General features: G+C 68.2%; 26 protein-coding genes. 21 read left to right on the forward strand and 5 right to left on the reverse strand.

The genetic code is table 11. The annotated features are described in order from the left end of the window. Positions 1-12: 12 nt before the first annotated feature. The 15 genes from BM252_RS14545 (at position 13) to BM252_RS31045 (ending at position 14,038) form a co-directional block, all read left to right on the forward strand. Positions 13-1,986 (forward strand): DUF4815 domain-containing protein, encoded by a 1,974-nt coding sequence (locus BM252_RS14545; RefSeq protein ID WP_093388389.1) that lies wholly within the window; start codon positions 13-15, stop codon positions 1,984-1,986. 13 nt (positions 1,987-1,999) lie between these two features. Then, positions 2,000-3,202: a choice-of-anchor R domain-containing protein gene (locus BM252_RS14550; protein WP_093388390.1), complete on the forward strand. Its 1,203-nt coding sequence runs from the start codon at positions 2,000-2,002 to the stop codon at positions 3,200-3,202. Positions 3,203-3,210: 8 nt separating this feature from the next. After that, on the forward strand, positions 3,211-3,528 hold the full coding sequence (locus BM252_RS14555; protein WP_093388391.1) for a hypothetical protein: 318 nt from the start codon (positions 3,211-3,213) through the stop codon (positions 3,526-3,528). Between the two features lie 6 nt (positions 3,529-3,534). Continuing rightward, positions 3,535-5,217 carry a hypothetical protein gene (locus BM252_RS14560; RefSeq protein WP_093388392.1) on the forward strand — a complete coding sequence of 561 codons (1,683 nt, stop codon included), beginning with the start codon at positions 3,535-3,537 and terminating at the stop codon, positions 5,215-5,217. A 118-nt stretch (positions 5,218-5,335) separates the two neighbouring features. Next, complete coding sequence (locus tag BM252_RS14565; RefSeq protein WP_093388393.1) at positions 5,336-6,502, forward strand: phage tail sheath subtilisin-like domain-containing protein; 1,167 nt, start codon at positions 5,336-5,338, stop codon at positions 6,500-6,502. 61 nt (positions 6,503-6,563) lie between these two features. Next, entirely contained in the window at positions 6,564-7,067 is a 504-nt protein-coding gene (locus BM252_RS14570) for a phage major tail tube protein (RefSeq protein ID WP_093388394.1), read from the forward strand. Positions 7,068-7,235: 168 nt separating this feature from the next. Beyond that, positions 7,236-7,577, forward strand: a complete 342-nt coding sequence (locus BM252_RS14575; RefSeq protein ID WP_093388395.1) for a phage tail assembly protein — start codon at positions 7,236-7,238, stop codon at positions 7,575-7,577. A gap of 145 nt (positions 7,578-7,722) precedes the next feature. Beyond that, positions 7,723-10,233 (forward strand): phage tail tape measure protein, encoded by a 2,511-nt coding sequence (locus tag BM252_RS14580; protein ID WP_093388396.1) that lies wholly within the window; start codon positions 7,723-7,725, stop codon positions 10,231-10,233. Between the two features lie 9 nt (positions 10,234-10,242). Next, positions 10,243-11,124 (forward strand): phage tail protein, encoded by an 882-nt coding sequence (locus tag BM252_RS14585; protein WP_093388397.1) that lies wholly within the window; start codon positions 10,243-10,245, stop codon positions 11,122-11,124. Continuing rightward, complete coding sequence (locus tag BM252_RS14590) at positions 11,099-11,305, forward strand: tail protein X (protein ID WP_093388398.1); 207 nt, start codon at positions 11,099-11,101, stop codon at positions 11,303-11,305. The genes BM252_RS14585 and BM252_RS14590 overlap by 26 nt, the downstream gene beginning before the upstream one ends. A 9-nt stretch (positions 11,306-11,314) precedes the next feature. Further along, entirely contained in the window at positions 11,315-12,358 is a 1,044-nt protein-coding gene (locus tag BM252_RS14595; protein ID WP_093388399.1) for a phage late control D family protein, read from the forward strand. 87 nt (positions 12,359-12,445) lie between these two features. Beyond that, positions 12,446-12,808, forward strand: coding sequence for a hypothetical protein (locus BM252_RS14600; protein ID WP_093388400.1), 363 nt, complete (start codon positions 12,446-12,448; stop codon positions 12,806-12,808). Then, entirely contained in the window at positions 12,808-13,080 is a 273-nt protein-coding gene (locus BM252_RS14605; RefSeq protein WP_093388401.1) for a hypothetical protein, read from the forward strand. Before BM252_RS14600 ends, BM252_RS14605 begins: the two co-directional genes overlap by 1 nt. Further along, positions 13,077-13,550: a hypothetical protein gene (locus BM252_RS31040; protein ID WP_174900534.1), complete on the forward strand. Its 474-nt coding sequence runs from the start codon at positions 13,077-13,079 to the stop codon at positions 13,548-13,550. Before BM252_RS14605 ends, BM252_RS31040 begins: the two co-directional genes overlap by 4 nt. Further along, entirely contained in the window at positions 13,547-14,038 is a 492-nt protein-coding gene (locus tag BM252_RS31045) for a lysozyme (RefSeq protein ID WP_174900535.1), read from the forward strand. Before BM252_RS31040 ends, BM252_RS31045 begins: the two co-directional genes overlap by 4 nt. A 101-nt stretch (positions 14,039-14,139) precedes the next feature. Here BM252_RS31045 and trhP read toward each other — a convergent pair whose 3' ends face one another. Beyond that, complete coding sequence (gene trhP / locus BM252_RS14615) at positions 14,140-15,504, reverse strand: prephenate-dependent tRNA uridine(34) hydroxylase TrhP (RefSeq protein WP_093388402.1); 1,365 nt, start codon at positions 15,502-15,504, stop codon at positions 14,140-14,142. 211 nt (positions 15,505-15,715) lie between these two features. On the opposite strand from trhP, the gene alaC reads away from it, so the two are divergent. Both alaC and BM252_RS14625 read left to right on the forward strand, forming a co-directional pair. Continuing rightward, positions 15,716-16,948: an alanine transaminase gene (alaC, locus tag BM252_RS14620; RefSeq protein WP_093388403.1), complete on the forward strand. Its 1,233-nt coding sequence runs from the start codon at positions 15,716-15,718 to the stop codon at positions 16,946-16,948. Positions 16,949-17,109: 161 nt separating this feature from the next. Further along, the gene (locus tag BM252_RS14625) at positions 17,110-17,625 is read left to right on the forward strand and encodes a hypothetical protein (RefSeq protein ID WP_093388404.1); all 516 of its coding nucleotides are present in this window, start codon (positions 17,110-17,112) and stop codon (positions 17,623-17,625) included. Here the strand turns inward: BM252_RS14625 and BM252_RS14630 are convergent. Next, positions 17,622-18,635: a zinc-binding alcohol dehydrogenase family protein gene (locus BM252_RS14630; RefSeq protein WP_093388405.1), complete on the reverse strand. Its 1,014-nt coding sequence runs from the start codon at positions 18,633-18,635 to the stop codon at positions 17,622-17,624. The genes BM252_RS14625 and BM252_RS14630 overlap by 4 nt on opposite strands. A gap of 97 nt (positions 18,636-18,732) precedes the next feature. Here BM252_RS14630 and BM252_RS14635 point away from each other — a divergent pair, with 97 nt between their 5' ends. Beyond that, positions 18,733-19,653 carry a LysR family transcriptional regulator gene (locus tag BM252_RS14635; RefSeq protein ID WP_093388406.1) on the forward strand — a complete coding sequence of 307 codons (921 nt, stop codon included), beginning with the start codon at positions 18,733-18,735 and terminating at the stop codon, positions 19,651-19,653. 180 nt (positions 19,654-19,833) lie between these two features. Here BM252_RS14635 and BM252_RS14640 read toward each other — a convergent pair whose 3' ends face one another. Then, positions 19,834-20,058, reverse strand: a complete 225-nt coding sequence (locus BM252_RS14640) for a hypothetical protein (protein WP_093388407.1) — start codon at positions 20,056-20,058, stop codon at positions 19,834-19,836. Positions 20,059-20,226: 168 nt separating this feature from the next. Here BM252_RS14640 and BM252_RS14645 point away from each other — a divergent pair, with 168 nt between their 5' ends. The 3 genes from BM252_RS14645 to BM252_RS14655 are packed head-to-tail and all read left to right on the forward strand — an operon-like array spanning position 20,227 to position 22,804. Next, positions 20,227-20,925, forward strand: coding sequence for a phosphatase PAP2 family protein (locus tag BM252_RS14645; RefSeq protein ID WP_245774262.1), 699 nt, complete (start codon positions 20,227-20,229; stop codon positions 20,923-20,925). A 25-nt stretch (positions 20,926-20,950) separates the two neighbouring features. Continuing rightward, positions 20,951-21,976, forward strand: a complete 1,026-nt coding sequence (locus tag BM252_RS14650; protein ID WP_093388409.1) for a diacylglycerol/lipid kinase family protein — start codon at positions 20,951-20,953, stop codon at positions 21,974-21,976. Between the two features lie 9 nt (positions 21,977-21,985). After that, positions 21,986-22,804, forward strand: coding sequence for a metallophosphoesterase family protein (locus BM252_RS14655; protein ID WP_093388410.1), 819 nt, complete (start codon positions 21,986-21,988; stop codon positions 22,802-22,804). A gap of 91 nt (positions 22,805-22,895) precedes the next feature. Here BM252_RS14655 and cls read toward each other — a convergent pair whose 3' ends face one another. Continuing rightward, positions 22,896-24,284 carry a cardiolipin synthase gene (gene cls, locus BM252_RS14660; protein ID WP_093388411.1) on the reverse strand — a complete coding sequence of 463 codons (1,389 nt, stop codon included), beginning with the start codon at positions 24,282-24,284 and terminating at the stop codon, positions 22,896-22,898. Then, the gene (locus BM252_RS14665; protein WP_093388412.1) at positions 24,281-26,434 is read right to left on the reverse strand and encodes a site-specific recombinase; all 2,154 of its coding nucleotides are present in this window, start codon (positions 26,432-26,434) and stop codon (positions 24,281-24,283) included. The genes cls and BM252_RS14665 overlap by 4 nt, the downstream gene beginning before the upstream one ends. Between the last annotated feature and the right edge of the window lie 148 nt (positions 26,435-26,582).

Below are 26,582 nucleotides of genomic sequence, written 5' to 3' on the forward strand. Positions count from 1 at the left end.
GGGACCCTTATCATGATCGAACAGTATTACAACCGCTTCAACGCCGCCGACAACCACGAGCAGATTCTGTTCCGCGCCGACCGCGTGTTGCAGTCGGCCGAACTCAACGAGATCCAGTCGGCCGCCACGGCCCGTCTGCAGGGCGTCAGCGACGCCCTGTTCAAGGACGGCGACGTGATCCGCGACGCCCGCGTGCGCATCGACCCGGACAGCGGCGCGTCGAGCTGCGAGGCCGGCGCCATCTACATCCGCGGCGCCGTGCGCGGCCTGGCCGCGCGCGAGCTGAAGGTTGCCACGGTCGGCAGCGCCACCATCGGCGTCTACCTGAAGGACAGCGTGGTCACCGAGCTGGAGGCGCCCGGGCTGCGCAACCCGGCGGCCGGCACGCGCGGCCACCAGGAGCCCGGCGCGGCGCGCCAGAAGACGGTGGCCGTGTGGGGCGCGGCCGGCGACGGCCAGTCCGGCGAGTTCTACCCGGTCTACCTGATCGACGACGGCGTGCTGCGCGCCAAGGAGGCGCCGCCCAACCTGGACGGCGTGACCCAGGCCCTGGCCCGCTACGACCGCGACAGCTCGGGCGGCTCCTACGTGGTCGGCGGCCTGAAGGTGGCCGCCGCCGCCGACGTCAACGGCGCCCAGGTCTACACCGTCTCCGAGGGGCGCGCCCGCGTCAACGGCTTCGGCGTCAACCTGGCCACCGGCCGCCGCCTGGTCTACCCGGCCAAGCCGGACCTGCGCAACATCGAGCAGGAGCCGCACGTCTCGAGCGGGCCGGCGGCGCAGCGCGTCACCCTCGACCGCGCGCCGCTTGGCTCGCTGACCTCGGTCTACCTGACCCAGCAGAAGAGCGCGACGATGACGCGCGGCGGCTACACCGGCGGCGCCGACACCCTGCCCGACACGGCCATCGTGCAGATCGTCGCCGTCAACCAGGGCGGCACCATCAACGCCAACGGCGACGGCTTCGTCGGCGGCACCACCTATGTCGCCGGCAGCGGCGGCGGCGCCAGCTACAAGCTCAGCGCCGGCGCCGTCGACTGGGGCGGCAGCGGCGTCGAGCCGGCCACCAACAGCACCTACCAGGTGATCTACCAGTGCAACGTGGCGGTCACGCCGAGCGCCGTCGACGACACCGGCTTCAGCGTCACCGGCGCCGTGGCCGGCACCCAGGTGCTGGTCAGCTACACGCAGAAGCTGCCGCGCATCGACCGCCTGTGCCTGGACGCCGACGGCGCCCTGGTGTGGATCAAGGGCGTGGCGGCCGACGCCAACCCGCGCGCGCCGGCCGTGCCGGAGGCGCTGCTGGCGCTGGCCAGCGTGCAGCAGGGCTGGCGCGCCTCGCGGGTGGTGCTCAACGACGGCGTGCGCGTGGTGCCGATGCAGGACCTGGCCAACATCAACACGCGGATGGACTTCCTCGCCACCTTGATCGCCCAGCAGACGCTGAAGAGCGACGCGGCCAACCGCGACACGGCGCTGAAGAAGGGCATCTTCGTCGACCCATTCCTTAACGACGACGTGCGCGACCAGGGCGTCAAGCAAAGCGCCGCCATCGTCGGCGGCAAGCTGACGCTGCCGGTGGCGGCGACGCCGAACGCGCCGGGCGGCGACGTGGCGGCGCCGGCCTCGCTGAAGTTCACCTTGGCGACCGTGTTGTCGCAGCCGATGCGCACCACCACCATGAAGGTCAACCCCTACGCCGCCTTCGACGGTCTGCCGGCGACGGTGGCGCTGACCCCGGCCATCGACCGCTGGACCGACGTCGACACCACCTGGAGCAGCCCGCTGACCACCCGCATCGTCACCGGCAGCGGCGTGCTGACGCAGACCAGCAGCAGCACCATCAACAACCTGCTGTCGACCTCGTCGCAGGTGCAGGAGAAGCTGCGGCAGATCCCGGTGCTGTTCTCGATCTCCGGCTTCGGCCCCAACGAGGCGCTCGACAGCGTCAGCTTCGACGGCATCGTCGTCACCCCAACCGCTTAACAGGAGCCACAACATGACTATTCAAGCCAACGCCCAGGGCGTGCTCTCCGGGCGCTTCCAGATTCCCGCCAACGTGCCGGCCGGCGCCAAGAACGTCGAGTTCATCGGCGCCGGCGGCACGCGCGGCGCCGCCACCTTCAGCGGCCAGGGCCTGCGCGTGACCGAGGTGCGCCAGATGGTCACGCGCATCACCACCAACTTCTACGATCCGCTGGCACAGACCTTCACGCTGCCGCAGGCCACGGCGCTGGGCGGCGTCAAGCTGTGGTTCACCGTCAAGGGCGCCGCGCCGGTGCTGCTGCAGATCCGTGGCGTCGCCGCCGGCGTGCCGAACCGCACCATCTACGCCGAGGCGCGGCTCGATGCCGCCGCCATCAAGACCGTCGGCCCGACCCAGTTCGTGTTCGCCGCGCCGGCCTGGCTCGACGCCAACACCGAGTACGCGCTGGTGGTGATGACCAACGACGACAAGACCCAGCTGGCCGTCGCCGAGGTCGGCATGTGGGACGACAACGCGCAGCGCCGCGTCACCGCCCAGCCCTACCAGGTGGGCGTGCTGCTGTCCTCGTCGAACGCCTCGACCTGGACGCCGCACCAGGACCGCGACATGAGCTTCGAGCTGCAAAAGGCGGTGTTCTCCGAGACCAGCAGCACGGTCAACCTGGGCAACGTCAGCGTCAGCAACGCCACCGACCTGCTGCTGTTGGCGCTGGCCGAGGCGCCGACCTTCGAGTCGCGCGTCGAGTACACGCTGGCGCTGCCGGGCGGCGCCAAGATCAACGTCGCCGAGGGCCAGCCGGTGCGGCTGGGCGTGCCGGTGACGGGCGAGATCAACGTCAGCGCCAAGTTGAGCGGCACGGCGGCGGTGTCGCCGGTGCTGCACCCGGGCACCCAACTGGTGGCCGGCACGGTGCAGGCCAGCGCCGACTACGTGTCGGTGGCCTTCCCGGCCGGCGCCAACAGCCGCGTGCGCGTCATCGTCGACGCGGCGCTGCCATCCGGCGCCAAGCTGGTGGTGATCCTGCCGGGCGCGGCGGCCGACGGCAAGGACGTCGAGGTGCCGTTCCTGTCGTCGCGCCCGCTGACGCTGGACAAGCAGGAGCTGACCTACGAGCTGGCCGGCGTCAACAAGGACAGCGTCAAGGTCAAGCTGGTGTTGTCGGGCACCTCGGCGGCGCGGCCAGAGGTGGAGAACCTGCGCGCCATGGCGCTGTAGGGCGGGCCATGATCAACCAGAGCACCCCCCACCTGCAGCTGCCGCTGCCGCACCCGGACAACCAGCTCGACGACGACGTGGCCCGGCTGCGCGCCGCGCTGACGGCGCTCGACGGCGCCGTCTACACGCTGCGCGGCCTGGTCGCCAGCGACGACGTCAACCTCGACACGGTGCAGGAGATCGTCACCGTGCTGAAGAGCGCCCAGGGCGACATCGGCAACGTGACGAAGCTGCTGGCGACCAAGGTCGGCAAAGACGAGTTCGCCACTACCCGGGCGCAATTATCCACACTCACCGCGTTGATCTACGCGGGCCTATTGGGATGAGCATTTATGCCAAATAACACACTGACCGAATTCAGGAACAACTTCCTGAGGCAGGCCGAACAAAAAATGAAGGAGGCCGATTTGAGCTCGGCCGACAACACGAGTCTGATCACCTTGGCCGCGCTGCTGAAAAGCTACGACGTGGTCAACCGCTTCGACTCCATCGTGCCGGACGCGGTGGCGCCGCTGGAGCTGATGAACGGCGCCATGCTGGACGTCTACCTGTCCGACATCAGCAACGGCCAGAGCTTCAACCTGGTGCTCAATTCGGCCGAGGCCATGGCGGCGATCGTGCGCAGCCCGGCGGCGATGGCGGCCATCGCCGGCAGTGCACGGGCGATGAGCGCGGTGGTCGGCTATCCCGTCGCCTACAACGCGATTGTTGCCAGCGCGGTGGCGATGATGGCGGTTGCCGCCAGTCAAATCGCAATCACGGCCATGGCGGCAAGTCAAGCGGTGATGTCCGCGACAGCTGGCAGCCAAACTGCGATGACTGCAATCGCGGCGAGTCAAATCGCTGCCACAACGGTGCTATCTGGTCCGCCGGCACTTGCGATCATGTTGGCGAGCCAAATCGCGATGGTGGCTATCGCATCAAACCAAACTGCAGTCAGCTCGTTGTTGGCGAGTCAACCGGCGGTGACTGCATTGGTATCCGTCCAGAGTGCGATGACGGTAATGGCGGCCAGCCAAACCGCGATGACGGCGGTGGCGGCCAGCCAAACCGCGATGACGGCGGTGGTGGCCAGCCAAACCGCGATGACGGCGGTGACGGCCAACCAAACCGCGATGACGGCGGTGGCGGCCAACCAAACCGCGATGACGGCAGTGGCGGCCAGCCCAACCGCGATGACGGCGATTGCTGTTAGCATGACCGCGATGACGGCGGTGGCGGCCAGCCAAATAGCGATGACGGTGGTGCTGGCCAGCCAAACCGCGATGACGGTGGTGTTGGCCAGCCAAATCGCGATGACGGCGGTGGCGGTCAGCCGAATCGCGATGACGGCGATGGCGGCCAGCCAAACCGCGATGACGGCGGTGGCGGCCAGCCAAACCGCGATGACGGCGGTGGTGGCCAGTCAAACCGCGATGACGGCGATGGCGGCCAGCCAAATCGCGATGACGGCGGTGGCGGCCAGTCAAACCGCGATGACGGCGGTGGCGGCCAGCCAAATCGCGATGACGGCGGTGTTGGCCAGCCAAGCCGCGATGACGGCAGTGTTGGCCAGCCAAACCGCGATGACGGCACTGGCGGCCAGCCAAGCCGCGATGACGGCGATTGCTGCTAGCCTGACCGCGTTGACGGCATGCGCGGCAAGCTCGATTGCGATGACGGCCATCAATGCATCCGACGTTGCAATGGCCGCGCTATACGCGGCGCCTTCAATCAAGAAAACGACGTGGGCGTATGGTGCGATTTGGTCGAATGTGATTAGCGTGCAGGCGGGGCCGTGTCTCTTCGTCCGCTTGACGACCACGGGTATTAGTCCCTGGGGCGAGAACACCTCAGGAAACGAATATGTGGTATTCGACGGCACCAACGTCAACTTCGCCGGTCGTGGGGCCAACCCGTACAACCACACGTCCGTGGCATCGCCGATGCGCGTTCCGATGCGTAAGACGCTGACCAACTTGCAGGTCAGGCTGCACGCCCCATCCGAGGTCGCCTTCATTCCTCTGGCTTCTTAAACGGAGGCTGCGTCGGACGCCTGCCGTCGGCAGATCGTCAGGCGGGTCTTCACCACACCACCTTGTTGCACCCCCCAACCCGCCCCGTGCGGGTTTTTCTTTTTCTAGGAGATTCACCATGGCAGCATCCTTTTTCCACGGCGTCACCGTCACCCTGGTCGATTCCGGCCCCCGCTCGATCGCCACGCCGTCCAGCTCGGTGATCGGCCTGGTCGACACCTATACCCCGGGCGCCGGCCTGGCCGCGCCCAACACGCCGGTCAAGATCACCTCGCTGCGCGAGGCCGCCGCCGCCTTCGGCGTGACCAGCAACATCTACAAGTCGCTGCGCGCCGTCTACGCCCGCACCAGCGCCGTGGTGGCGGCGGTTGGCGTGGCCCAGGTGGCCGACGCCGCCGCGCAGACCTCGGCCGTGATCGGCGGCGTCAGCGCCCAGGGCGCCCGCACCGGCCTGCAGGCCCTGCTCGACGCCAAGTCGGTGCTCGGCCTGCAACCGCGCCTGCTGGTGGCGCCCGGCGCCTCGGCCACCCAGGCGGTGGCCACCGCCATCGACGGCATCGCCGGCAAGCTGCGCGCCATCGGCATCATCGACGGCCCCAACACCACCGACGACGCCGCGCTGGCCTACGCCCTCAACTTCGGCAGCAAGCGCCTGTACATGGTCGACCCGGGCATCAAGGTGTGGGACACGGTGGCCAACGCCGCCGTCGACGCGCCGGCCTCGGCCGCCGCCGCCGGCCTGTTCGCCTGGACCGACAACGAGTACGGCTTCTGGGTCTCGCCGTCGAACAAGGAGTTCGTCGGCCTGGTCGGCACCAAGCGTCCGGTCGAGTTCCTCGACGGCGACGCCACCTGCCGCGCCAACCTGCTCAACGTGGCCAACGTCGCCACCATCATCCGCGACGGCGGCTTCCGCCTGTGGGGCAACCGCACCCTGTCGGCCGATCCGAAATGGGCCTTCGTCACCCGCGTGCGCACCACCGACATGGTGATGGACGCCATTCTGTACGCGCACAAGTGGGCGGTCGACCGTGGCATCACCAAGACCTATGTGAAGGACGTCACCGAGGGCCTGAACGCCTTCATGCGCGACCTGCGCAACGCCGGCTGCATCATCAACTTCGAGGTCTATCCGGACCCGGACCTGAACACCGGCAGCCAGCTCGAACAGGGCAAGGTGTACTGGAACATCCGCTTCACCGACGTGCCGCCGGCCGAGAACCCGAACTTCCGCGTCGAGGTCACCAACCAGTGGGTCGGCGAGGTGCTCTCGATCGGCAACTAAGCGGGGCGGCCGCGCCGCCAGCACTCAACACATCAATCTCACCACAATGGAGCTTTACCACATGATTCCTCAAACCCTCTACAACTTCAACCTGTTCGTCGGTGCCGACAGCTACGCCGGCGTGGCCTCCCAACTCACCCTGCCCAAGCTGAAGGTCAAGACCGAGGACTACCGTGCCGGCGGCATGGACGCGCCGGTCAAGATGGACATGGGCCTGGAGGCGCTCGACGCCGCCTTCTCGATGACCGGCGTGGCGCCGGACGTGCTGGCCTACTTCGGCCTGGCCGACCAGTCCTCCTTCCACGGCGTGTTCCGTGGCGCCTTCAAGGACCAGAAGGGCGCCGTGGTCGCCGCCGTGGCCACCTTCCAGGGCATGCTGCAGGAGGTCGACATGGGCGACTGGAAGGCCGGCGACAAGGCCGAGACCAAGTACAACGTCAACTGCAGCTACTACAAGCTGGAAGTGGACGGCAAGGCCGTCATCGAGATCGATCCGGTGGCCGGCATCCGCGTCATCAACGGCCAGGACCAGCTGACCAAGGTGCGCGCCGCGCTGGGCGTGTAAGCGCCGGCGTCGCGTCGTAAGGCAAAGGCGCCGGGAGCGGCCTAGCAACCCCCAACGGCGAGGAGCCGGGGTCTGACCCCGTACGGGGTCAGACCCCTGGTTTGCGCCGCTGGGGTTTGCCCGCCCGCCGGCGCCTCACGCAGAACCCATTTTCAATTCGAGGACCACATGGAACACACCAACAACCCGTCCTGGCTGCGCCAGGGCGTCGACATCGTCACCGTCACGCTGTCGCGGCCGGAGAGCTTCAACGGCGTCAAGACCAACCAGCTGCAGCTGCGCGCGCCGACCGTGCGCGACATGCGCGGCGCGCAGAAGCTGCACCCGTCCGACGTCGAGGAGCGCGAGCTGGCGCTGTTCGCCAGCCTGGCGCAGGTGGCGCCGGCCGACCTGGAGCAGCTCAAGTTGAGCGACTACAACCGCGTGCAGGACGGCTATTTTCGCCTCCTTTCCGATCCTGCAGCTGAGCCTGGAGCAGCTGCGGACCTTGGCGCGGCGGCTGGCGCTTGAGTGCCGCTTCCAGCCCGCCGAGATAGAGCGGATGACGCTGGACGACATGTTGTGGTGGCTGGAGGAGCCGGCCTGATCCCGCAGGGGACGGGCGGCCCGCCACGGCCGCCTGGATGACACACACAAGAGGAACAGGCGAACGCATATGGCGAACAATACGGAACAAGCGGCCGCGCTGGTCGCGGACGGGCTGAAGCTCGGCCTGGGCCGCGTCTTCGGCGACGCCGAGGCGCGCGGCGCCAAGGCCAAGAAGGCGGCCGAGCAGCTGGCCAAGACGGCCGGCGAGGCGGACCGCCAGGTGAAGGGCCTGCGCTTGCAGGCGCAGGGCTACGAGCGCATCGGCGCGAGTATGAAGGAGGGCAAGGAGGCGCTGGGCGAGCTGTCCACCCTGGGCAAGGCGGTGATGGGGGCGGTGAACGCCTCGGCCGAGTACCAGGTGTCGGTGCGGGCGATCGCCAACGAGGCCGGCGCCAGCGGCGCGGCCGGCGAGGCGCGCGTGGCGGCGCGGCTGGCGCTGGAGGCGCGCCAGGCCGGCGTCAACAGCAACGAGCTGGCCGGCGCGGTCGGCAAGATGATCAACCCCCACCTCGATGGCAAGCAGGCACTGGACATGGCGCCGCTGTTGACGCGCTTCGCGGTGGGCCAGGGCGTGTCGATGGACGACAGCGCCAAGTTGATGGGCGCGCTGGCGCAGCAGGCCAACATCAACTCGCCGGCCGAGATGCGCCAGGCGCTCAACGGCATCGTCGACATGGGCCAGCGCAACAAGGTCGACCTGGGCGCGCTGGCCAAGACCATGCCGGCCCTGCTGGCCGAGATGAACAAGCTGGGCGTGCACGGCCAGGCGGCGCCGCAGCGGCTGGCGTCCATGCTGGAGCGCAGCCTGAAGACGGCCGACTCGCCCGAGGCGGCGGCCAGGGAGGTCAAGGAACAACTGGTGAAGCTGCGCGAGCAGGCGCGCGGCAAGGACAAGAAGACCGGCCAGGCCGTGTCGGTCGACACGGCGGCCTCGCTGGCGCGCGCCCGGGCGCAGCTGGACAAGGTGGCGCCGGCCGCCGCGGCACAGCCGGTCGAGGAGCATCTCGACAAGGACTTTGGCGACGCGCGCAGCAGCTCCAAGAACAAGTGGGGCGCCTTGGACGCCGCCTCGGGCCAGCTGCTCATCAACGTCGGCGACGCGCTGCGGCCCTACAGCGACAAGGTGGCCGTGGTGCTGACCGACCTGAGCAACGGCGCCGCCGAGCTGGCCAAGGCCTGGCCCAACGTGACGGCGGGACTGGTGGGCGTGGTGGGCGCGCTCGCCGCCTACAAGCTGGCAAAAAGCGGCGTCGACATGGCGCGCGGCACCGGCGAGGTTCTGCTCGGCGGCATCTTCGGCCGGAAGAAGAAGGCGGCCGGCGCGGCCGGCGCCGGCGAAGACGAGGCGGCAAAGAGCGGCGGCGTGCAGCGCGTCTACGTGACCAACTGGCCGGTCGGGAAGTGCTGTGGCGGCGGTGATGGCGACGGCGGCGATGGCGGCGATGGCGCCGACGCGTCCGGCCCGGAGGACGGCGACGGCGAGCGCCAGGGCAATAAGAAGAAGCGGCGTACGGGCGGCTTGCGCCGCATGCGCCGGCGCGCCGCCGTCCGGCTCGGCCGCATGGGGCGCGGCGTGGCGGCGCTGGGCCGGCGCGCGCTCGGTTTGGGCGGTCGGGTGTTTGGCGGCATCGGCCGCAGCGCCATGAGGGCGGCCCGTGCCACGGCCGGCGGCCTTGGCCGCCTCGGTCGCGGCGCCGCCGGCTTGGGACGGGGCGCGCTCAGCCTGGGTCGCAGCGCGGCCGGCAGCATCGGGCGCAATGCGGCCAGCCTGGGACGGGGCGCGCTGCGTCTGGGCCGGGGCGCCGCCGGCGTGGGCGGACGCTTGTTGGGCCGCGTCGGCGGTGCCGCCGCGTTGTCGCTGCGCTCGGCGGCCGGTGCGGCGGGCGGCTTGGCGGGGCGCCTCGCGCCGTACGCGGGCCGGCTGGGCGGCGCGGCGGCAATGGCCGGCGGCGCGCTGCAGGCCTATCAAACCTACCGCGACGCCAAGACCAAGGGCCAGAAGGCGGAGGGCTACGGCGGCGCCGCCGGCGCACTGGCCGGTGGCATGCTCGGCGCGAAGGTTGGCGCGGCGATCGGCACGGTCGCCGGCCCGTTCGGCATACTGGCTGGCGCCGCCGTGGTGGGTGCGCTGGGTGCTTGGGGTGGCGAGAAATGGGTGGGGGCTGCGGCCAAGGCGCTGTTTGGCGACAAGAAGCCCGAGCCGAAAGCCAGTACCGCCACAGGCGCCGCAGCCGGCTTGACGGCGCCGTGGCAGCTTGGCCAAGCCGGCCCGGCGAACGGTCCTCTGCCTGGCGGCGCGCCGGAGGCGCTGGCCGCCGCCGCCCGCGCGGCGGCGGTGCAGAGCGCCTTGCAGGGCGTGCTGCAGAATCCGCCGGCGGCACTGCTGCGTGGTCCTCCGGCGCCGCCGGCCGCCGCGCCCGCCATCCACTTCGCGCCGGCCATCACGGTCACGGTGCAGGGCGACGTCAAGGAACCGGCATCGATCGCGCGCGAGCTGATGCCGCATCTGCAGCGCTTGATGGACGAGCTGCGCGCCGGCCAGGCGCGCACCGCGCTGTTCGACGGCGTACACGTTTAAGGAGCAATCATGGATGTCAAAGAGTTGGTCAATCGGGCCACCAGCGAGATCGGCCGCGCCACCGAAAGGGCGCGCCGGGTCGAGCAGCTGGTGGATGGAAAAATCGCCCAGGCGGGCAAGCTGGCGGCGCTGGCCGTCGGCCACATCGAGCACGCCACGGCGCTGGTCAAGAGCGCCACGGCGACGATGAACCGCGTGCTGCCGCTGCTCGACGGCGCCGTGGTCGAGCGCGGCCTGGCCATGTTGGGCAGCGCCGCCGGCAAGCTCATCAACAGCAAGGTGGCGCTGGTCAAGGCGGCAGCCGCCAAGCTGGCCGGCGCGGTGGGTGGCCTGCGCAAGGCCTTAACCGCGCTGACGGGCTTGGGCGGCAAGGCGCCGGCGCCGGTGGCGGCGGCGCTGTCCTCGCTGGGCCTGAAGAGCAAGGGGGAGGGCGCGGCCGGCGAGGCGGCCGGCGCGGCGGCGGACGCCACGGCTGCCACGCCGCACATGCTGGTGCTGAGCGCGGAGGACGGTTCGAGCTACAGCTTCGGCCTGTCCAACGCCAGCTTCCAGGGCCTCAAGCGGCAGACCAACTACACGGTCGCCGCGCAGGAGCGGCTGAACCGGCAGGACGCGCTGCAGGCGGTGGGCAAGGGCGGCGAGTCGCTGTCGCTGAACGGCGTGATCTTCACCACGCTCAACACCGGCCGCAAGGAGCTCGACAAGCTGCGCGCCATCGGCGGCGCCACCCGGCCGCTGCTGCTGACCACCGGCTACGGCGAGGTGCTGGGCCGCTGGTACATGGTGTCGCTGTCGGAGGAGCAGGACGGTCTGCTGGCCAACGGCGCGGCGCGCAAACAAACCTTCTCGATGGAGTTCAAACGCTATGGCGACGATTATCAGAACCTGTGACGGCGACGTGCTCGACACGATCTGCCAGGACCACTACGGCTTCGTGGCCGGCAGCGTGGAGGCGGTGTACGCCGCCAATCCCGGCCTGGCGGCGCAGCCGCAGCCGTTCGCCGCCGGCCTGACGATGCTGCTGCCGGCGCTGCCGGCGCGGCGCAGCGACGTGATCCAGCTGTGGAATTGAGGAGGGCGCATGCGAGCCGAATTTGACATCGTCGCCAACGGGCAGAACATCACCGACCTGCTGCGCGACCGCCTGCTGGAGCTGCACCTGAGCGACAAGACCGGCCTGGAGGCGGACACCTGCGAGATCCGCCTCGACGACCGGGGCGGCAAGCTGGCCCTGCCGGCCAAGGGTGCCACCCTGGCCATCTCGCTGGGCTGGGCCGGCCAGGGCTTGAACCTGCTGGGCAGCTTCAAGATCGACGAGGTGGTGATGGAGGGGCCGCCGGCCTGCGTGATCATCCGTGGCAAGGGCGCCGACCTGCGGCAGAGCGCCAAGAGCCAGCGCCACGCCGGTTACGAGAAGACTACGCTGGCGGCCGTTGTCGCCACGGTGGCGGCGCGCCACGGCTGGCGCGCGGTGTGCGAGGTAAAGGCGGCGGTGGCGCGGCTCGACCAGGTTGGCGAGAGCGATCTGCACTTCCTCACGCGGCTGGCGCGGCTGCACGGCGCCACCGCCACCGTCAAGAACGGCGCCTTGCTGGTGCTGCCGCGCGGCGCCGGCAAGACGGCCAGCGGAGCGCTGCCGCCCAAGCTGGTGTTGCGCGCCGAGCAGCTGACGCGCTACAGCTTCACCTTCGCCGACCGCAGCGGTTTCGACTCGGTCAAGACCGGCTCGCACGACGCCGGCCAGGCCAAGCTGGTCGAGCAGGAGGTGGCCAATCCGGCGCCGGGGCCGGACGGCGGCGCCGTGCACAGCGACCGCCATCCCTACGCCGACGCGGCCACCGCCAAGGCGGCCGCACAGTCGCGCATGACGGCGCTGAACCGCGCCACCGCCAGCGGCACGCTGAACCTGATGGGGCGGGCCGACATCGGCGCCGAACGCATCATCGGCATCGCCGGGCTGAAGCCGGAGGTGGACGGCGACTACCTGGTCGAGTCGGTCAGCCACAGCTACGCGCACGACTCCTGGCGCATGCAGGTCGTGCTCAACGCCGGCAACCTGGGCAAGGCCAAGGCGGGGCAGGGGCCGCGCGCGGCGGGAAACAAGGAGTTGGTGGCCGCCGGATAGCGTCGGCGCCCGCCCGTGCCGCCCGCCCGTGCCTGTCCGACGCTGGCCCGCAGTTGGGCTCCTACCCACTCATTGAAAGGAAAACTCATGGCTGAACCCGCAAGTTCGACGGCCTCCATCGCCATCGCCGCCGGCACCATCACCCTCAGCGGCTCGGTGTTCGGCGTGCAGTACGACGCGCTGCTGGCCGGTTTTTTTGGCGGCCTGGTGTCGCTTTCCTACCTGCCGCCGATGTCGGCGCCGAAGATCGTCGGCACCGTGGCCGGCTCGGCGCTGCTGGCCGGTTTCTTCGCGCCGGTCATCGCGGTGGCGGCGCTGCATTACCTGCCCTGGCTGCAAGGCGTGGGCGACTTCACCCGCATCGCCGGCGGCGCCGCGCTCGGCATCGCCGCCCAGGTGCTGATCCCGGCCGGCTTGAAGCGGCTGCGCTCCTTCATTGGAGGTCAGTGATGCTGCTGGCTATTTACCTGGGCGCGGCCACGCTGATCCTCTGCAAGGGCCTGTTCTTCACCATCAACCACATGGGACGCCACACCACGCTGCGCAGCCGGCTGGCCTGGCTGCTGCTGACCACGGCCGCGCTGGACGTGGTGATTAGCCCGGCCTTTGAGCGCACGCCATCGCCATCATTGGGCGGCGTCGCGCTGGTGGTGGCGCTGGCCTGCTATGTGCTGCCGCAGCGCCGTCCCATGTCATTCAACGATCGAAAGGATGCACCATGATTTTGTCTTTGTTGTCCATGCTGGGCGGCGGGCTGCTGCGCCTGCTTCCCGAGCTGTTCGGCTTCCTGCACAAGAAGACCGACAACGCCCACGAGCTGGCCATGTTGGAGCGCCAGTTCCAGTTGGAGCAGAGCCGCGCCGCCAGCCAGCAGGCGCTGGTGGAGTATCGCGGCGGCGTCGAGGAGACGCTGGCCCTGCTCGACGCGCAGAAGGACGCGCTGGCCGGCCAGATGCAGCCACTCGGCATCTGGTGGGCCGATGCGCTGAACTTCCTCGTGCGGCCGTTGGCCACCTACTACGTGCTGCTGTTGTACGGCCTGGCCAAGCTGGCCATGTTCATGGTGGCGCAGCGCGCCGGCATCGGCGGCTGGGAGGCGATCTTGAAAATTTACGACGCCGAGGACCGCGCCATCCTGTCCGGCGTCCTGGCGTTCTGGTTCGTCGGACGCGTGTTCGACAAGCGCAAATGAGCGCCGCGCTCATCGGGGACGGCGCCGCGCTGCCGATGGCGCTGCGGCTGATCCGCGCCTTCGAGGGCTGCCGCCTGCACGCCTACCGCGACATGGTCGGCGTGTGGACCATCGGCTGGGGCGAAACGCTGGACGTGAGGGAGGGCATGGTGTGGAGCCAGGAGCGGGCCGACGAGGTGCTGCGGCGGCGCGTGGCGCAGTTTCAGTTGGCGGTGCTGCGGCGCTGTCCGGCGCTGCATTTGGAGCCGCCGGCTCGGTTGGCCGCCTGCACTTCGCTGGCCTACAACGTGGGCCTGGGCGCGTTTGGCGCCAGCTCGGTGTGCCGCCACATCGCGCGCCAGGAGTTCGACGCGGCGGCCGATAGCTTCTTGTTGTGGAACAAGGCCGGCGGCGCGGTGGTGGCGGGCTTGACGCGGCGGCGCCAGGCCGAGCGGGCGCTGTTTGTGCAGGCGGGGGCGCCGGCCTTGCGCGGTGGCGTGGTGGCTTGATTGAGCGTTGACCCCGCACCCCGGACGCCGGGGTCAGACCCCGTACGGGGTCTGACCCCTTTCAGCCGCCTTGCGGGTTAAGGCGCGGCTTTGTCGATGAGCTACAGCATGCGCGCCAGCAGCGCCTTGTCGTAGCGCTGGTCGAGGGCAATGCGGACGCGGTGGCCGCTGCCCGGCGCCACCTCGATGGCGCTGCCGTCGAGCGCGCGCATCTGCTCGATGCGCACCATCTGGTTGCCGCTCGGGTGGATCACCTCCAGCTGGTCGCCGACGGCGAAGCGGTTCTTGACGTCGATCTCGGCCCAGCCGTCCTGCACGCCCTGCACGTCGCCGACGTACTGGCTGCGGTGCAGCTCGGAGGCGCCGGCCATGTAGTTCTGGTGGTCCTGGGTGTGGTGGCGCTCGTAGAAGCCGTCGGTGTAGCCACGGTTGGCCAGGCCTTGCAGCTGGCCCAGCAGGTCCATATTGAAGGGCCGGCCGGCGACGGCGTCGTCGATGGCGTGGCGGTAGACCTGGGCGGTGCGCGCGGCGTAATACAGCGACTTGGTGCGGCCTTCGATCTTCAGCGAGTCGACGCCGATCTTGACCAGGCGCTCGATGTGCTCGACGGCGCGCAAGTCCTTCGAGTTCATGATGTAGGTGCCGTGCTCGTCCTCCATGATCGGCATCAGCTGGCCGGGCCGCTCGGCCTCCTCGATCAGGTAGGCGCGGTCGGCCAGCGGGTGGCGCTTGATGTCGCCCATCGCCGAGAACGACTCGTCGGCCTCGTTGAGCGCCTGGCGGTAGTTGAAGCCGATGGTCTCGGGGGCGATGCGGGCCAGGTCGCCGCTGGCGTCCTCGTCGGCGTTCATCACCTTGTAGTCCCAGCGACAGGAATTGGTGCAACTGCCTTGGTTGGGGTCGCGGTGGTTGAAGTAGCCCGACAGCAGGCAGCGGCCGGAGTAGGCGATGCACAGGGCGCCGTGGACGAACACCTCCAGCTCCATCTCGGGGCAGGTCTGGCGGATTTCCTCGATCTCGTCGAGCGACAGCTCGCGCGACAGGATCACCCGGGTCAGGCCCATGCGGTGCCAGAACTTGACGTCGGCCCAGTTGACGGCGTTGGCCTGCACCGACAGGTGGACCGGCATGTCCGGCCACTTGTCGCGCACCATCATGATCAGGCCGGGATCGGCCATGATCAGCGCGTCCGGCTTCATGGCCAGGACCGGTTCCATGTCGCGCAGATAGGTCTTGAGCTTGGAGTTGTGGGCGAAGATGTTGCTTGCGACGAAGAACTGCTTGCCGCGCGCGTGGGCCTGGGCGATGCCCTGCTCCAGCACTTCGGCGCGGGAGAATTCATTGTTGCGCACGCGCAGGCTGTAGCGCGGCTGGCCGGCGTAGACGGCGTCGGCGCCGAAGTCGAAGGCGGCGTGCATTTTTGCCAGGGAACCGGCCGGCAAGAGTAATTCTGGAGCGCGAAGCATAAGTGGCTTTCAATAAAACGCGAAAAATCGAGTATTTTAGGCGGCGTAGCGGGTGGATAGCCATGCTTTGTGGCTTTGCGGATTAACATAGATCAAGTTGCTGTAAAAAATAATTGCCAAGACTTTGATCGTTCGGCTAGTATTAATTAAGGCGCAACACATGCGCCTGCGTCGCTCGGACGGTTCCGGGCGCTTACGTGAAGACCATTCCATGACTCAATCCCAAGCTCCGCGCAGCTTTTCGCGCATCAATCGCCTGCCCCCCTACGTTTTCAACATCACCGCCGAACTGAAGATGGCCGCCCGCCGCCGTGGCGAGGACATCATCGACATGTCGATGGGCAACCCCGACGGCGCCACCCCGGCCCACATCGTCGACAAGCTGGTGGAAACGGCCAAGCGGCCGGACACCCACGGCTACTCCGCCTCGAAGGGCATACCCCGGCTGCGCCGCGCCATCACCAAGTGGTACAAGACGCGCTACGACGTCGAGTTCGATCCGGAATCGGAGGCCATCGTCACCATCGGCTCGAAGGAGGGCCTGGCCCACCTGATGCTTGCCACGCTGGACCGCGGCGACACCGTGCTGGTGCCCAACCCGAGCTACCCGATCCACATCTGGGGCGCGGTGATCGCCGGCGCCGACATCCGCTCGGTGCGCATGACGCCCGGCGTCGACTTTTTCGCCGAGCTGGAGCGGGCGATCCGGGAGAGCTATCCGAAGCCGAAGATGATGGTGCTCGGCTTCCCCTCGAACCCGACGGCGCAGTGCGTCGAGCTGGAGTTCTTCGAGCGCGTGGTGGCGCTGGCCAAGCTGCACAATATTTTGGTGGTACACGACCTGGCCTACGCCGACATCACCTTCGACGGCTACAAGGCGCCGTCGATCATGCAGGTGCCCGGCGCGCGCGAGGTGGCGGTGGAGTTCTTCACCATGTCGAAGAGCTACAACATGGCGGGCTGGCGCATCGGCTTCATGGTCGGCAACAAGGAGCTGGTGTCGGCGCTGGCGCGCATCAAGAGCTACCACGACTACGGCAGCTTCACGCCGGTGCAGGTGGCGGCCATCGCCGCGCTGGAGGGCGACCAGAGTTGCGTCAGCGACATCGTGGCGCAATACCAGAGCCGGCGTGACGTGCTGGTCAAGGGGCTGCTCGAGGCCGGCTGGCCGGTGGAAAAACCCAAGGCTTCGATGTACATCTGGGCGCTGATTCCCGAGGCCTACCGCCACCTCGGCTCGTTGGAATTCGCCAAGCGCCTGCTGGCCGAGGCCAAGGTTTGCGTCTCGCCCGGCATCGGCTTCGGCGAGTACGGCGACGAGTATGTGCGCTTCGCGCTGATCGAGAACGAGGCGCGCATCCGCCAGGGCCTGCGCGGCATCAAGGCGATGCTGCGCAACCCGGAGTCGGCCAAGGCGGTCGCGGCCATCGACGCTGTCGAGTAGGAAATCTAGTTGCCCCGGCGCCACGCCGGGGCAGGCAGATTCGGCGCTTTCTTAAGCCGCCTCAAAGGCCGTGCGTGACACGGCCATTCCCCCGCCCCATCCTTTGCTACTGTAGCTGCTGATCCCCGCTCGTCTTTTTCGCCGCGTCTTGGAGTGTCATCATGCGTCCCTCGTCGATCAGCGTCAGCATCGTGCAGTTGCTTCGCACCGTCAAAAAAATAGAACTGGGCATGCGTTCCATCGGCCTGCCGAGCTTTCTGGCGCGGCTGCCGGTGGGGTGTTTGTGTTGGTACTACTGCAAATTGCTCGACGAGAAAATCGCCCGCATCGGCCGCATCGGCGAAAAGATCCGCCGCTGGCGCGGCACCTTGCAGGAGATGGGGCGCGAGGGGCCGGCGCAAACCGAGTTGATCGATATCGACAAGGGCCTGCACGCCGATCTGGAGTCGACCCGCAAGGTGTTGTGGGAGTTGCGCGAGGTGTGTCTGGACGTGGCGCGGATGTTCGAGCGGCTCGGCTTCAGCTCGGCCGGGTTGCTGCGCCGCCAGCACGCCTTCCTGCGCGTGCTGGAGGACTCCTACTCCTCGGCCGGCGTGATGCAGGAGTTGCTGGCCACGCACGACCAGGTGGCCATCGCCTTGTTGCGCCAGCAGCAGAGCGCCGGCGCCGGCGCCTAGAAACCTTCCAGCACGATCTTGCCCTTCATGCGGCCGCCCTCGAGCAGAGCGTGGGCGCGCTTGAGGTTGGCCGCGTTGATCGTGCCGAGCCGCTCGGCCAGCGTGGTTTTGATCACGCCGCTGTCCACCAGTTGCGCCAGGTCGTTGAGCAGATCGTGCTGCTTTTGCATGTCGGCCGTTTCGAACATCGAGCGGGTGAACATCGATTCCCAGTGCAGCGACACGCTCTTGGGCTTGAGCGGCATCACGTTCAGCGCGAGCGGGTCGTCGATCAGTGCGATCTTCCCCTGCGGCGCCACCAGCTTGACGATGGCCGGCCAATGCTGCTCGGTCTGGTTCAAGCTGATCACGTAGTCGGGCTGCGGCAGGTCCAGGCGCTGCATTTCCTCGTCCAATGGCCGGCTGTGGTCGATCACGTGGTGGGCGCCCTGTTGCTTGACCCACTCCGTGGTTTCCGGCCGCGAGGCGGTGGCGACGATATTCAGGCCGGTCAACTGGCGCGCCAGTTGCACCAGGATGGAGCCGACGCCGCCGGCCGCGCCGACCACCAGCAGCGTTTGGCCGCGCCGGCCCTTGTCGCGGCTCACCTGCAGTCGCTCGAACAACAATTCCCAGGCGGTGATGCCGGTCAGTGGCAGCGCGGCGGCGCGGCCGAAGTCCAAGGTGGCCGGCTTGTGGCCGACGATGCGCTCGTCGACCAGCTGGAACTCGCTGTTGCTGCCCTGGCGGGTGCGCGAGCCGGCGTACCAGACCTGGTCGCCCGGTTTGAACAGCGTCACGTCGGGGCCGACCGCCTTGACGATGCCGGCGGCGTCGAAGCCGAGCACGCGGCTTTCGCCCTCGGCCGGCGCGGCGGCGAGGCGCACCTTGATGTCGACCGGGTTGACCGAGACGGCCTTGACCTCGACCAGCAGGTCGCGGCCCAGCGCCTGCGGCTCGGGCAGCTCGACGTCGAGTAGCGCCTGCGGGTGGTCGATGGGGTGGGAATGGCGGTAGGCGACGGCTTTCATGTTTGCTCCTGGGTGGGTGGTTTGGCGTATCATCATTTATTTGTCTGGAAAGAAAAAGATGCCAAACAACGAAACACTTTCAAAGGAATGAAGAAAATTGCTGCGGCTTGATGATTTGACCGTGTTTGTCCGCACCGCCGAGCGCGGTAGCTTGTCGGCCGCCGCGCGCGAGCTGGAGATTTCGCCGGCGCTGGCCAGCGCCGCGCTGAAGCGGCTGGAGGGCGCGCTGGGCTTGCATCTGGTGGCGCGCACCACGCGCTCGCTGCGGCTGACGGAGGAGGGCGAGCACTACCTGTTGCATGCGCGCGAGGCGCTGCGCCTGCTCAGCGAGGGCCATCAGGCGCTGATCCAGGGCAAGGAATCGTTCGGCGGCACCTTGAAGATTTCGATGCCGTCGGACATGGGGAGGAATATCCTGCTCGGCTGGCTGGACGCCTTCCAGGCGCGCTATCCGCAGATCAACTACCAGCTCAGCGTCAGCGACCGCCTGTCCGACCTGTACCGGCAGCCGGTCGACATCGCCCTGCGCTATGGCGCGCAGGCGGACTCCAGCCTGATCGCCTTTCCGCTGGCGGCGGACAACCGGCGCGTGTTGGTGGCGTCGCCGGCCTATGTCGCCGCGCACGGCGCGCCGGCCACCTTGGACGACTTGCGCGGCCACAATTGCCTGCGCTTCGCCATCGACGACACCATCCACGAACGTTGGACCTTTTACGGTGGCAACGGCGCGGCGCCGCGCACGGTGAGTGTGAGCGGCAACCGCAGCGCCGATGACGCCGACGTGGTGCGGCGCTGGGCCATGGCCGGCCACGGCATCGCCTACAAGTCGCGGCTGGACGTGGTTGGCGATCTGTGCGGTGGACGCTTGCAGATCTTGCTGCCGGAACTGCCGGGCGAGCCGGCGCCCTTGCACATGTTGTGCATGCACCGCTCGCAGGTCACGCCGGCGGTGCTGCACCTGCGCGATTTTCTGCGCGCGCAGTGTGAGCGGGAGGCGGCGCTGATGCCCTTACCTTAGGATTCGAGGCGCCGGGGATGCCGGCAAACCCCACGGGCGCAGAGCCAGGGTCAGACCCTCAGGGTCTGACCCTCGGTTTTGCCGGTGGGTCTTGCCGGCGTCCCGCGAGTCTGGACGGAAGCAAATAAAACCGGCCGCCGAGCTTGCAACGGTGCGCTTTGCCCTTACCATGAGTGCAACTTAGTGGGCTTTGGACAGGATCAGCAGCCAGCGGCGCATCAGCAGCACCTCGACGTGGCCTGGCTCGATGCCGGTGTCGCACTCGATGAGCGGGTTGACGGCGTAGTAGCGTTTGCGGAAGTCACGGCAAACCAGCATTTCGCGCTTGCCCATGCGGACCAGGAAGGAAGTAGGGGCATATTCCAGACCGAACCGGGAGCCGAAACCGCTATTCAATGTTGTCATGACGTTTCCTTTGAGGGAGATGCGTTGAACGAGAGAGTCCAGAATAGCATAACTACTGTACGTATGAACAGGTACTGTATAAATAAACAGTTGCTCGGCGTTTGTGTGGTTTTTTTTGCCTACACCAGCGAAGAATGGAATTAAATGAAGTTTTTGTCAACAAATAGAATGATGCGTTTTATCGAGGCGCGGTTCACGCCGGGCGGTGAACTGGGACTGCATTTGACGGCCGGCGTGCTGTTGATGGTGTTGGCCACGGCGCTGTTCGGCATGCTCGCCGGCGCGGTGATGGGCCAGACGGGCATCGCCTTGCTCGACCTGCGCGTGTCGCAGTGGTTCAACGCGCATGCCGCCGAGCCGCTGGCCGGCGCGGTGGCGCTGTTCAGCCAGATACACAGCGTGGCCAGCGTGGCGCTGCTGTCGGCGTTGCTGGGCTGGTATTTCTGGCGCAGGCGTGAGCGCTACTGGTTGTTGGCGCTGGTCTTCACCATCCCGGGCGGCATGCTGCTGAATGTGCTGCTAAAGTACGTCTACCAGCGCAGCCGTCCGGTGTTCGACGCGCCGATGGTGGACTTGGCCAGCTACAGTTTTCCCAGCGGCCACGCGGCGGCCAGCACGGCGCTGTATGGCTTTCTGGCCTGTTATGTGGTGATGACGGCGCGGCGCCATGGCACGCGCGTGTTGGCGGTGCTGCTGGCGGTGCTGATGGTGGCGCTGGTGGCCACCAGCCGCGTGTATCTGGGCGCGCATTATCTGAGCGATGTGCTGGCCGGCATCGTCGAAAGCTGCGGCTGGCTGGCCTTGTGCATCACCGGCTGCTCGACTTGGCGGCGGCGCCGCGCCGCCGCGCCGCCGAACCGGTCATAACCATATGTTGGAGCAACGGGAGAATATGCTGGGTCCGATTACCGTCATCATCAACGCCAGCGCCGGGCTGGGCTACCAGTCCGACTGGACCGAGCAGTTGCGCGGCAAGCTGGAGGCGCCCGGTTTCGCGGTCACGCTCAAGCTGGCGCACAGCGGCGCCGAGATGATCGCCGCCGCCGAGCAGGCGCTGGACGAGGGCGCGACGATGGTGGTGGCGGGCGGCGGCGACGGCACCATCAACGCCGTCGCCTCGGTGCTGGTCGGGAGTGGCGTGCGCTTTGGCGTGCTGCCGCTGGGCACCTTGAACCATTTCGCCAAGGATATGAAAATCCCGCTGGCGCTCGACGAGGCCATCGCCAACCTGGTCCACGGCCAGCCCTGCCAGGTCGACGTGGGCGAGGTCAACGGCAGCATCTTTCTCAACAATTCCAGCCTCGGCCTGTATCCCGACATCGTGCGCCAGCGCGAGCAGTTGCAGCGCAAGCTGGGGCAGGGCAAGTGGCCGGCCTTCGGCCGCGCCCTGGTGGCTTCGCTGCGGCGCTATCCCTTTCTCAACGTCAAGCTCAAGGTCAACGGCGACGCGCACGTGCGGCGCACGCCGTTCGTCTTCATCGGCAACAACGAGTACCGGATGCAGGGATTGAACCCGGGTGTGCGCGCGCGGCTCGACGGCGGCATGCTGAGCCTGTACGTGGCGCAGCGGCCGACCCGGCTGGGCCTGCTGCGGCTAGCCTTCCACGCGCTGCGCGGCCGCTTGTCCGAGGCCAAGGACTTCGACGTGTTGCTGGCGCGCGAGCTGGTGATCGAGACCCACCACAAGCGCCTGCGCGTGGCCACCGACGGCGAGGTCAACATCATGCATCCGCCGCTGTGCTACCGCTCGCTGCCGGCCGCGCTGGCGGTGATGGTGCCGCCTAGCGTGGCCGCCGAGGCCGGCGCCATCAAGGCTGCGGGCATCGACGCCTATGGCGCCGACGCCAACGCCAGCGCCGGCGTTGCCGCCACCGCGCGGACGCCAGCGGCCTCCAGCCGTTCAGCGGCCCCGGCCTAGGAGGGCGCCATGCGGACACTGGTGCATCTATCGGATTTGCATTTCGGCCGCGTCGACCAGGCCCTGCTGGCGCCGCTGCAAACGCTGGTGACGCGGCTGGCGCCGGACGTGCTGGTGGTCTCCGGCGACCTGACGCAGCGCGCCCGCAGCGCCGAGTTCATCGCCGCGCGGGCCTTTCTGGACACCCTGCCGGGGCCGCAGATCGTGGTGCCGGGCAACCACGACATTCCGCTCTACAACGTCGCCGGCCGCTTCTTCGCGCCGCTGCGCAAGTACCAGCGCCACGTCACGCTGGACCTGGCGCCCGAATACGTCGACGACGAGATCGCCCTGCTGGGGGTGAACACGGCGCGCTCGCTGACCTTCAAGGACGGCCGCATCAACCACCAGCAGATCGGCCAGATCCAGCGCCGCTTCGCCCAGTTGCCGCCGCAGGTGGTGCGCATCGTGGTCAGCCACCATCCCTTCGACCTGCCGGCCGGCGCCGACGAGAACGGCCTGGTGCTGCGCGCGCCGCAGGCCATGCAGGCCTTCGCCGAGTCCGGCGTCGACCTGCTGCTGGCCGGCCACATGCACGCCAGCCACAGCGGCGACAGCTCGCAGCGCTATTCGCTGGGCGGCTACGCGGCGCTGGTGGTGCAGGCCGGCACGGCGACCTCGACCCGGGGGCGTGGCGAGTCGAACTCCTTCAACGTGATCCGCGTCGACGCCCGCCACATCCAGGTCGAGCGCTACGCCTGGGTGGCCGCGACGGCGAGCTTCGAGTCGGCCGGCCACGCCGCCTTCCGCCGCAGCGGCGCGCTGTGGGCGCCGGTGGCCGACGTGTGAGCGGTAACCGGCTATGGCTAGGCAAACCAGCGGCGACAATTTGGGGTCGGACCCTAGGGTCTGACCCTGGCTGGCTGAGCGAACCGGCCGGTCACAGCCAGTAGTTCATGAAGCGCGCCGCCCACTCCTTGACGCGGTTGCCCAGCGGACGGTCGCGCCATTGCTCCAGGGTGATGCGCTCGGAGTCGCGCAGGTCCTCCTGGAAGGCCCGCTCCATCTCGCTGCCGAAGGCCTCGCCCAGCACGATCACGTTCAGCTCGCTGTTGTGCAGGAAGCTGCGGGTGTCGATGTTGGTCGAGCCGACGGTGGCCCAGACGCCGTCGATGACGGCGGTCTTGGCGTGCAACACGGCCAGTTTCAATTGGAAGATCTTGACGCCGGCGGCCAGCAGCTCGTCGTAGAAGGCGTGGCCGGCGTGGAACACCAGGCCGCTGTCGGACACCCCCGGCAGCACGATGCTGACCTCGACGCCGCGCCGGGCAGCGGCCTTCAGCGCCTCCACCGTCTGGCGGTCCGGCACGAAGTAGGCCGAGGTCAGGTGGATGGTCTTCTTGGCCTGCTGGATGGCCAGGTTGTAGGCCTTGAAGATCTCGAACTGGCCGCCCGGATCGCTGGCCAGCACGCGCATCAGCTTGTCGCCGGCGATCACCGGCTGGGGGAAGTAGTCGGCTTCGGGCAGGTCGTCCTGGTCCTGGCCGGCCCAGTGGCGCACGAAGCTCCACTGGAAGGCGGCCACCGCCGGCCCCTCGACCTTGATGTGGGTGTCGCGCCAGCCCACCTGCGACGCCTCGGTGGGCTTGGACTTGGAGCGGAACAGCGAGCTCTTGGCGTAGGTGCCGCTGATGTTGATGCCGCCGGTGAAGGCCACCCTGCCGTCGACGATCAGCAGCTTGCGGTGGTCGCGGCTGTTGACCTTCCAGGCCTCGCCGCGCAGCTTGGCCGGGTTGACCGGGTTGAAGGCGAGCAGGTGGATGCCGGCCGCGCGCATGCGCTCGAAGAACTCCTGCGGCACGCCGAGCGTGCCGACGCTGTCGTAGATGATGTTGACGGTGACGCCGGCGCGCTGCTTGGCGATCAACAGGTCGGCGAACTGCAGGCCGAGCGGGTCCTGGTCGAAGATGTAGGTTTCCAGGTTGATGTTGTTGCGCGCGGCGGCGATCGCCTTTTGCATCTCGGCCATGGTCTGCGGGCCGTCGAACAGCAGGGTCGCCTTGTTGCCGGCGATCAGGGGCACGCCGGTGACTGCCTCCTCCAGCGCGGCCTGGGCCTTCTGGTCCAGGGTCGCCTTGGGCCAGCGCCGCGCCAGCAGGGCGCGGGCGCGTTCCTCGCTGAGCACGCCGTGCACGCCGCTGACGCTGGGCATGGCGCCGGCCGTCGGCGTGGCCGGCACGGCGCTCACGTCCGGCAGGGAAGCGCAGGCGCACAGCGCCCAGCACATCAGTGTGATCGGGAGCCAGTGCGCGACGCTCGTGGTGTTCATCTGTGAACCTTGTGCTTGGATTGAACCTCGTCCGCCGGCAGGGCCGGCGGGGTTTCCTTGGCGCCGATGAAGAACTCCAGCGGCGCCTTGAGGAATTTGCGTCCCAGCACCTTGAGCAGGGCGATGCCGTGCTCGAAGCGCACCTGGCGCGAGCGCAGCGCCACCCACAGCGCCAGGCCGAAACTGACCACCAGGTTGACCGAGCCGATGGCCAGGAAGCCGACGATGGACTTGGTGGCGAGTTGCCAATTCATATTATGGTCGAGTGCGACCAGGGCTGTCGCAAAGTTGGCCGAGGAGAAGGTGACGTGGCGGATGTCGAGCGGCAGGCCGAGCAGATAGCCCAGGGTGCCGATGGTGCCGAGCAGGATGCCGAAGAAGCAATTGCCCATCAGGCCGCCCAGGTTGTTCTCCAGGTACAGGCCGAGGCGGTCCAGGCGCTGCTGGCCTATCAAGCGTCCCAGGCCGCGCAGCTGGCCGATGCGCTGCGCCCAGCGGGTGTACAACGCCTGGTTGTCGTAGTAGCCGGAGATCAGGCCGGCGACGAACAGGCAGACGCCGGCGATGGCGGCGTAGAACAGCGCCGGGCTGCCGATCGGGTCGATGTCGTGCAGCAGGTGCATGGCCTTGTCCGGCGTCACCAGGTGGTTGCCGGTGATGGCCTTGTAGCCGAGCGCGATCAGCCAGGCGGTGGGGATGGCGGTGGCCAGGTTGCCCAGCACCGCCATGTACTGCGTGCGGAAGACCTTGTTAATCAGCTCGGCCATGCTGTCGAGGTCGATGTGGCGGCCGTCCTTGCTGTGCAGGCCGGCGGCGATGCGCGAGGCCGTCATGGCCGGCTGCTTGGTGGCCACGGTGAAGTGCAGCAGGTGGATGAACATGAAGCCGACCGAGTAGTTCAAGCTGTACAGGAAGGCCTCGACCAGCGGCGCGGCGCGCAGGTAGGACATGAGGATCTTGAACAGGGCCATGAAGCCGATCACCACGCCGGCGCCGGCCGAGGAGAGGAACATGGCGCCCATCTGGCTGCGGTTGTCGGCCACGTAGTGCTCGCCGGTGCGGCTGGCGTTCTCGGTGATGTTGCGCGCCAGCAGGTCGATATTGTCGGCGAACAGGTCGCGCACGGCGTACTTGTTGTTGTGCGCCTCGATCAGCTCCAGGGTCAGGGCGACGCCGGCGGCGCGGCGTTGCTGCGCCGGCGTGGCGGCCTGGGCGGCGTCGGCGGCGCTGCTGCTGGCGGCGGCGAAGGCGGTGGCGGGAATCGCCTCGGCGCAGGCGGCGGCCAGGTCCAGGGTCGGCGCGCTGGGCAGCTCGCCGGACACGTCGACCAGGAACAACAGCTTGCGCAGCCGGTCGATGCTCTGGCTCAGCGACACCAGCAGGTAGGTCAGGGCGATGCTGGTGCCCTGGCTGAGCGCCTTCTTGCGGATCTTGGCGACTACCAGGTCGCACTGGTCGAGCATCACCAGCAGGTGCTTGGCGTCCTCGATGGCGTCGGCGTCGCCGGCCAGCAGGCGGCTGTAGCCGTCCAGGTAGGCGTTGACCTCGACGTTCTGCTCCATGAAGGGCGAGTCGTAGGTCTCCATCTCGGTGTGGAAATTGGTCAGCTTGGGTTCCAGGCCGATGGCGCAGACGCGGTAGGACAGCGTGCGGATCGCCTCGAGCAGGCCGGGCAGCATCAGGTTGCCGGTGGCGGCGGTCTGGGCGGGTTGGACGGCGGCGGCCGGCGCGCCGGCCACGTCGAGCAGGGCCAGCCAGTCGGCGGCGGGGACGGCGGCGATCCAGATGTGGTCGGTCTTCTTGTGGATGATTTGGTCGAGCGCGTCGCTCAGGTATTCGTCGCCCAGCGCCGGCGGCAACATGCGGAAGGAGATGCGGCGCTTGAGCTCGGTGAAGAAGCCGTCGTTCGACAGCACGCCGATCTCGGTGTACAGGCTGGCGTGGCGGCGCGCGCGCAGCACGCTGCGGGTGTAGCCGCGCAGCGCGGCGGCGTGTTCTGGATTGCCTTTGAGCAGTTGGCAGAGGGTGCGGACGTTGGCCGTGGCGCGTTCGGCGTCGGCCGCGCGCTTGGGGCGCAGGGTGTTGAACAGCTCGACCATCAGGTCGATGTTGCTGCTGTTGGGATCGATACGTTCGAGGAGTGCGAGCATGCGGGAAGACGGACGGGCCGCATTAGTCAAAACGCCAGTATATCGTTTTGTGCGGCGCCGGTATGTACGGCGGCGTACATTGCACTGGGGAAATGGATTGATGCACCCCTACCCCGAGCTACGCCACGCTCGGGGTCTGACCCCGCCG

Origin of the sequence: Rugamonas rubra (assembly GCF_900114705.1) — a bacterium.
GTDB lineage: Bacteria > Pseudomonadota > Gammaproteobacteria > Burkholderiales > Burkholderiaceae_D > Rugamonas > Rugamonas rubra.

What these genes read in the sequence shown, in the direction of transcription:
- BM252_RS14545 (WP_093388389.1), top strand. Translation starts at nt 13, where the DNA reads ATGATCGAACAGTATTACAACCGCTTCAACGCCGCCGACAACCACGAG.
- BM252_RS14550 (WP_093388390.1), top strand. Translation starts at nt 2,000, where the DNA reads ATGACTATTCAAGCCAACGCCCAGGGCGTGCTCTCCGGGCGCTTCCAG.
- BM252_RS14555 (WP_093388391.1), top strand. Translation starts at nt 3,211, where the DNA reads ATGATCAACCAGAGCACCCCCCACCTGCAGCTGCCGCTGCCGCACCCG.
- BM252_RS14560 (WP_093388392.1), top strand. Translation starts at nt 3,535, where the DNA reads ATGCCAAATAACACACTGACCGAATTCAGGAACAACTTCCTGAGGCAG.
- BM252_RS14565 (WP_093388393.1), top strand. Translation starts at nt 5,336, where the DNA reads ATGGCAGCATCCTTTTTCCACGGCGTCACCGTCACCCTGGTCGATTCC.
- BM252_RS14570 (WP_093388394.1), top strand. Translation starts at nt 6,564, where the DNA reads ATGATTCCTCAAACCCTCTACAACTTCAACCTGTTCGTCGGTGCCGAC.
- BM252_RS14575 (WP_093388395.1), top strand. Translation starts at nt 7,236, where the DNA reads ATGGAACACACCAACAACCCGTCCTGGCTGCGCCAGGGCGTCGACATC.
- BM252_RS14580 (WP_093388396.1), top strand. Translation starts at nt 7,723, where the DNA reads ATGGCGAACAATACGGAACAAGCGGCCGCGCTGGTCGCGGACGGGCTG.
- BM252_RS14585 (WP_093388397.1), top strand. Translation starts at nt 10,243, where the DNA reads ATGGATGTCAAAGAGTTGGTCAATCGGGCCACCAGCGAGATCGGCCGC.
- BM252_RS14590 (WP_093388398.1), top strand. Translation starts at nt 11,099, where the DNA reads ATGGCGACGATTATCAGAACCTGTGACGGCGACGTGCTCGACACGATC.
- BM252_RS14595 (WP_093388399.1), top strand. Translation starts at nt 11,315, where the DNA reads ATGCGAGCCGAATTTGACATCGTCGCCAACGGGCAGAACATCACCGAC.
- BM252_RS14600 (WP_093388400.1), top strand. Translation starts at nt 12,446, where the DNA reads ATGGCTGAACCCGCAAGTTCGACGGCCTCCATCGCCATCGCCGCCGGC.
- BM252_RS14605 (WP_093388401.1), top strand. Translation starts at nt 12,808, where the DNA reads ATGCTGCTGGCTATTTACCTGGGCGCGGCCACGCTGATCCTCTGCAAG.
- BM252_RS31040 (WP_174900534.1), top strand. Translation starts at nt 13,077, where the DNA reads ATGATTTTGTCTTTGTTGTCCATGCTGGGCGGCGGGCTGCTGCGCCTG.
- BM252_RS31045 (WP_174900535.1), top strand. Translation starts at nt 13,547, where the DNA reads ATGAGCGCCGCGCTCATCGGGGACGGCGCCGCGCTGCCGATGGCGCTG.
- trhP (WP_093388402.1), bottom strand. Translation starts at nt 15,504, where the DNA reads ATGCTTCGCGCTCCAGAATTACTCTTGCCGGCCGGTTCCCTGGCAAAA.
- alaC (WP_093388403.1), top strand. Translation starts at nt 15,716, where the DNA reads ATGACTCAATCCCAAGCTCCGCGCAGCTTTTCGCGCATCAATCGCCTG.
- BM252_RS14625 (WP_093388404.1), top strand. Translation starts at nt 17,110, where the DNA reads ATGCGTCCCTCGTCGATCAGCGTCAGCATCGTGCAGTTGCTTCGCACC.
- BM252_RS14630 (WP_093388405.1), bottom strand. Translation starts at nt 18,635, where the DNA reads ATGAAAGCCGTCGCCTACCGCCATTCCCACCCCATCGACCACCCGCAG.
- BM252_RS14640 (WP_093388407.1), bottom strand. Translation starts at nt 20,058, where the DNA reads ATGACAACATTGAATAGCGGTTTCGGCTCCCGGTTCGGTCTGGAATAT.
- BM252_RS14645 (WP_245774262.1), top strand. Translation starts at nt 20,227, where the DNA reads ATGATGCGTTTTATCGAGGCGCGGTTCACGCCGGGCGGTGAACTGGGA.
- BM252_RS14650 (WP_093388409.1), top strand. Translation starts at nt 20,951, where the DNA reads ATGCTGGGTCCGATTACCGTCATCATCAACGCCAGCGCCGGGCTGGGC.
- BM252_RS14655 (WP_093388410.1), top strand. Translation starts at nt 21,986, where the DNA reads ATGCGGACACTGGTGCATCTATCGGATTTGCATTTCGGCCGCGTCGAC.
- cls (WP_093388411.1), bottom strand. Translation starts at nt 24,284, where the DNA reads ATGAACACCACGAGCGTCGCGCACTGGCTCCCGATCACACTGATGTGC.
- BM252_RS14665 (WP_093388412.1), bottom strand. Translation starts at nt 26,434, where the DNA reads ATGCTCGCACTCCTCGAACGTATCGATCCCAACAGCAGCAACATCGAC.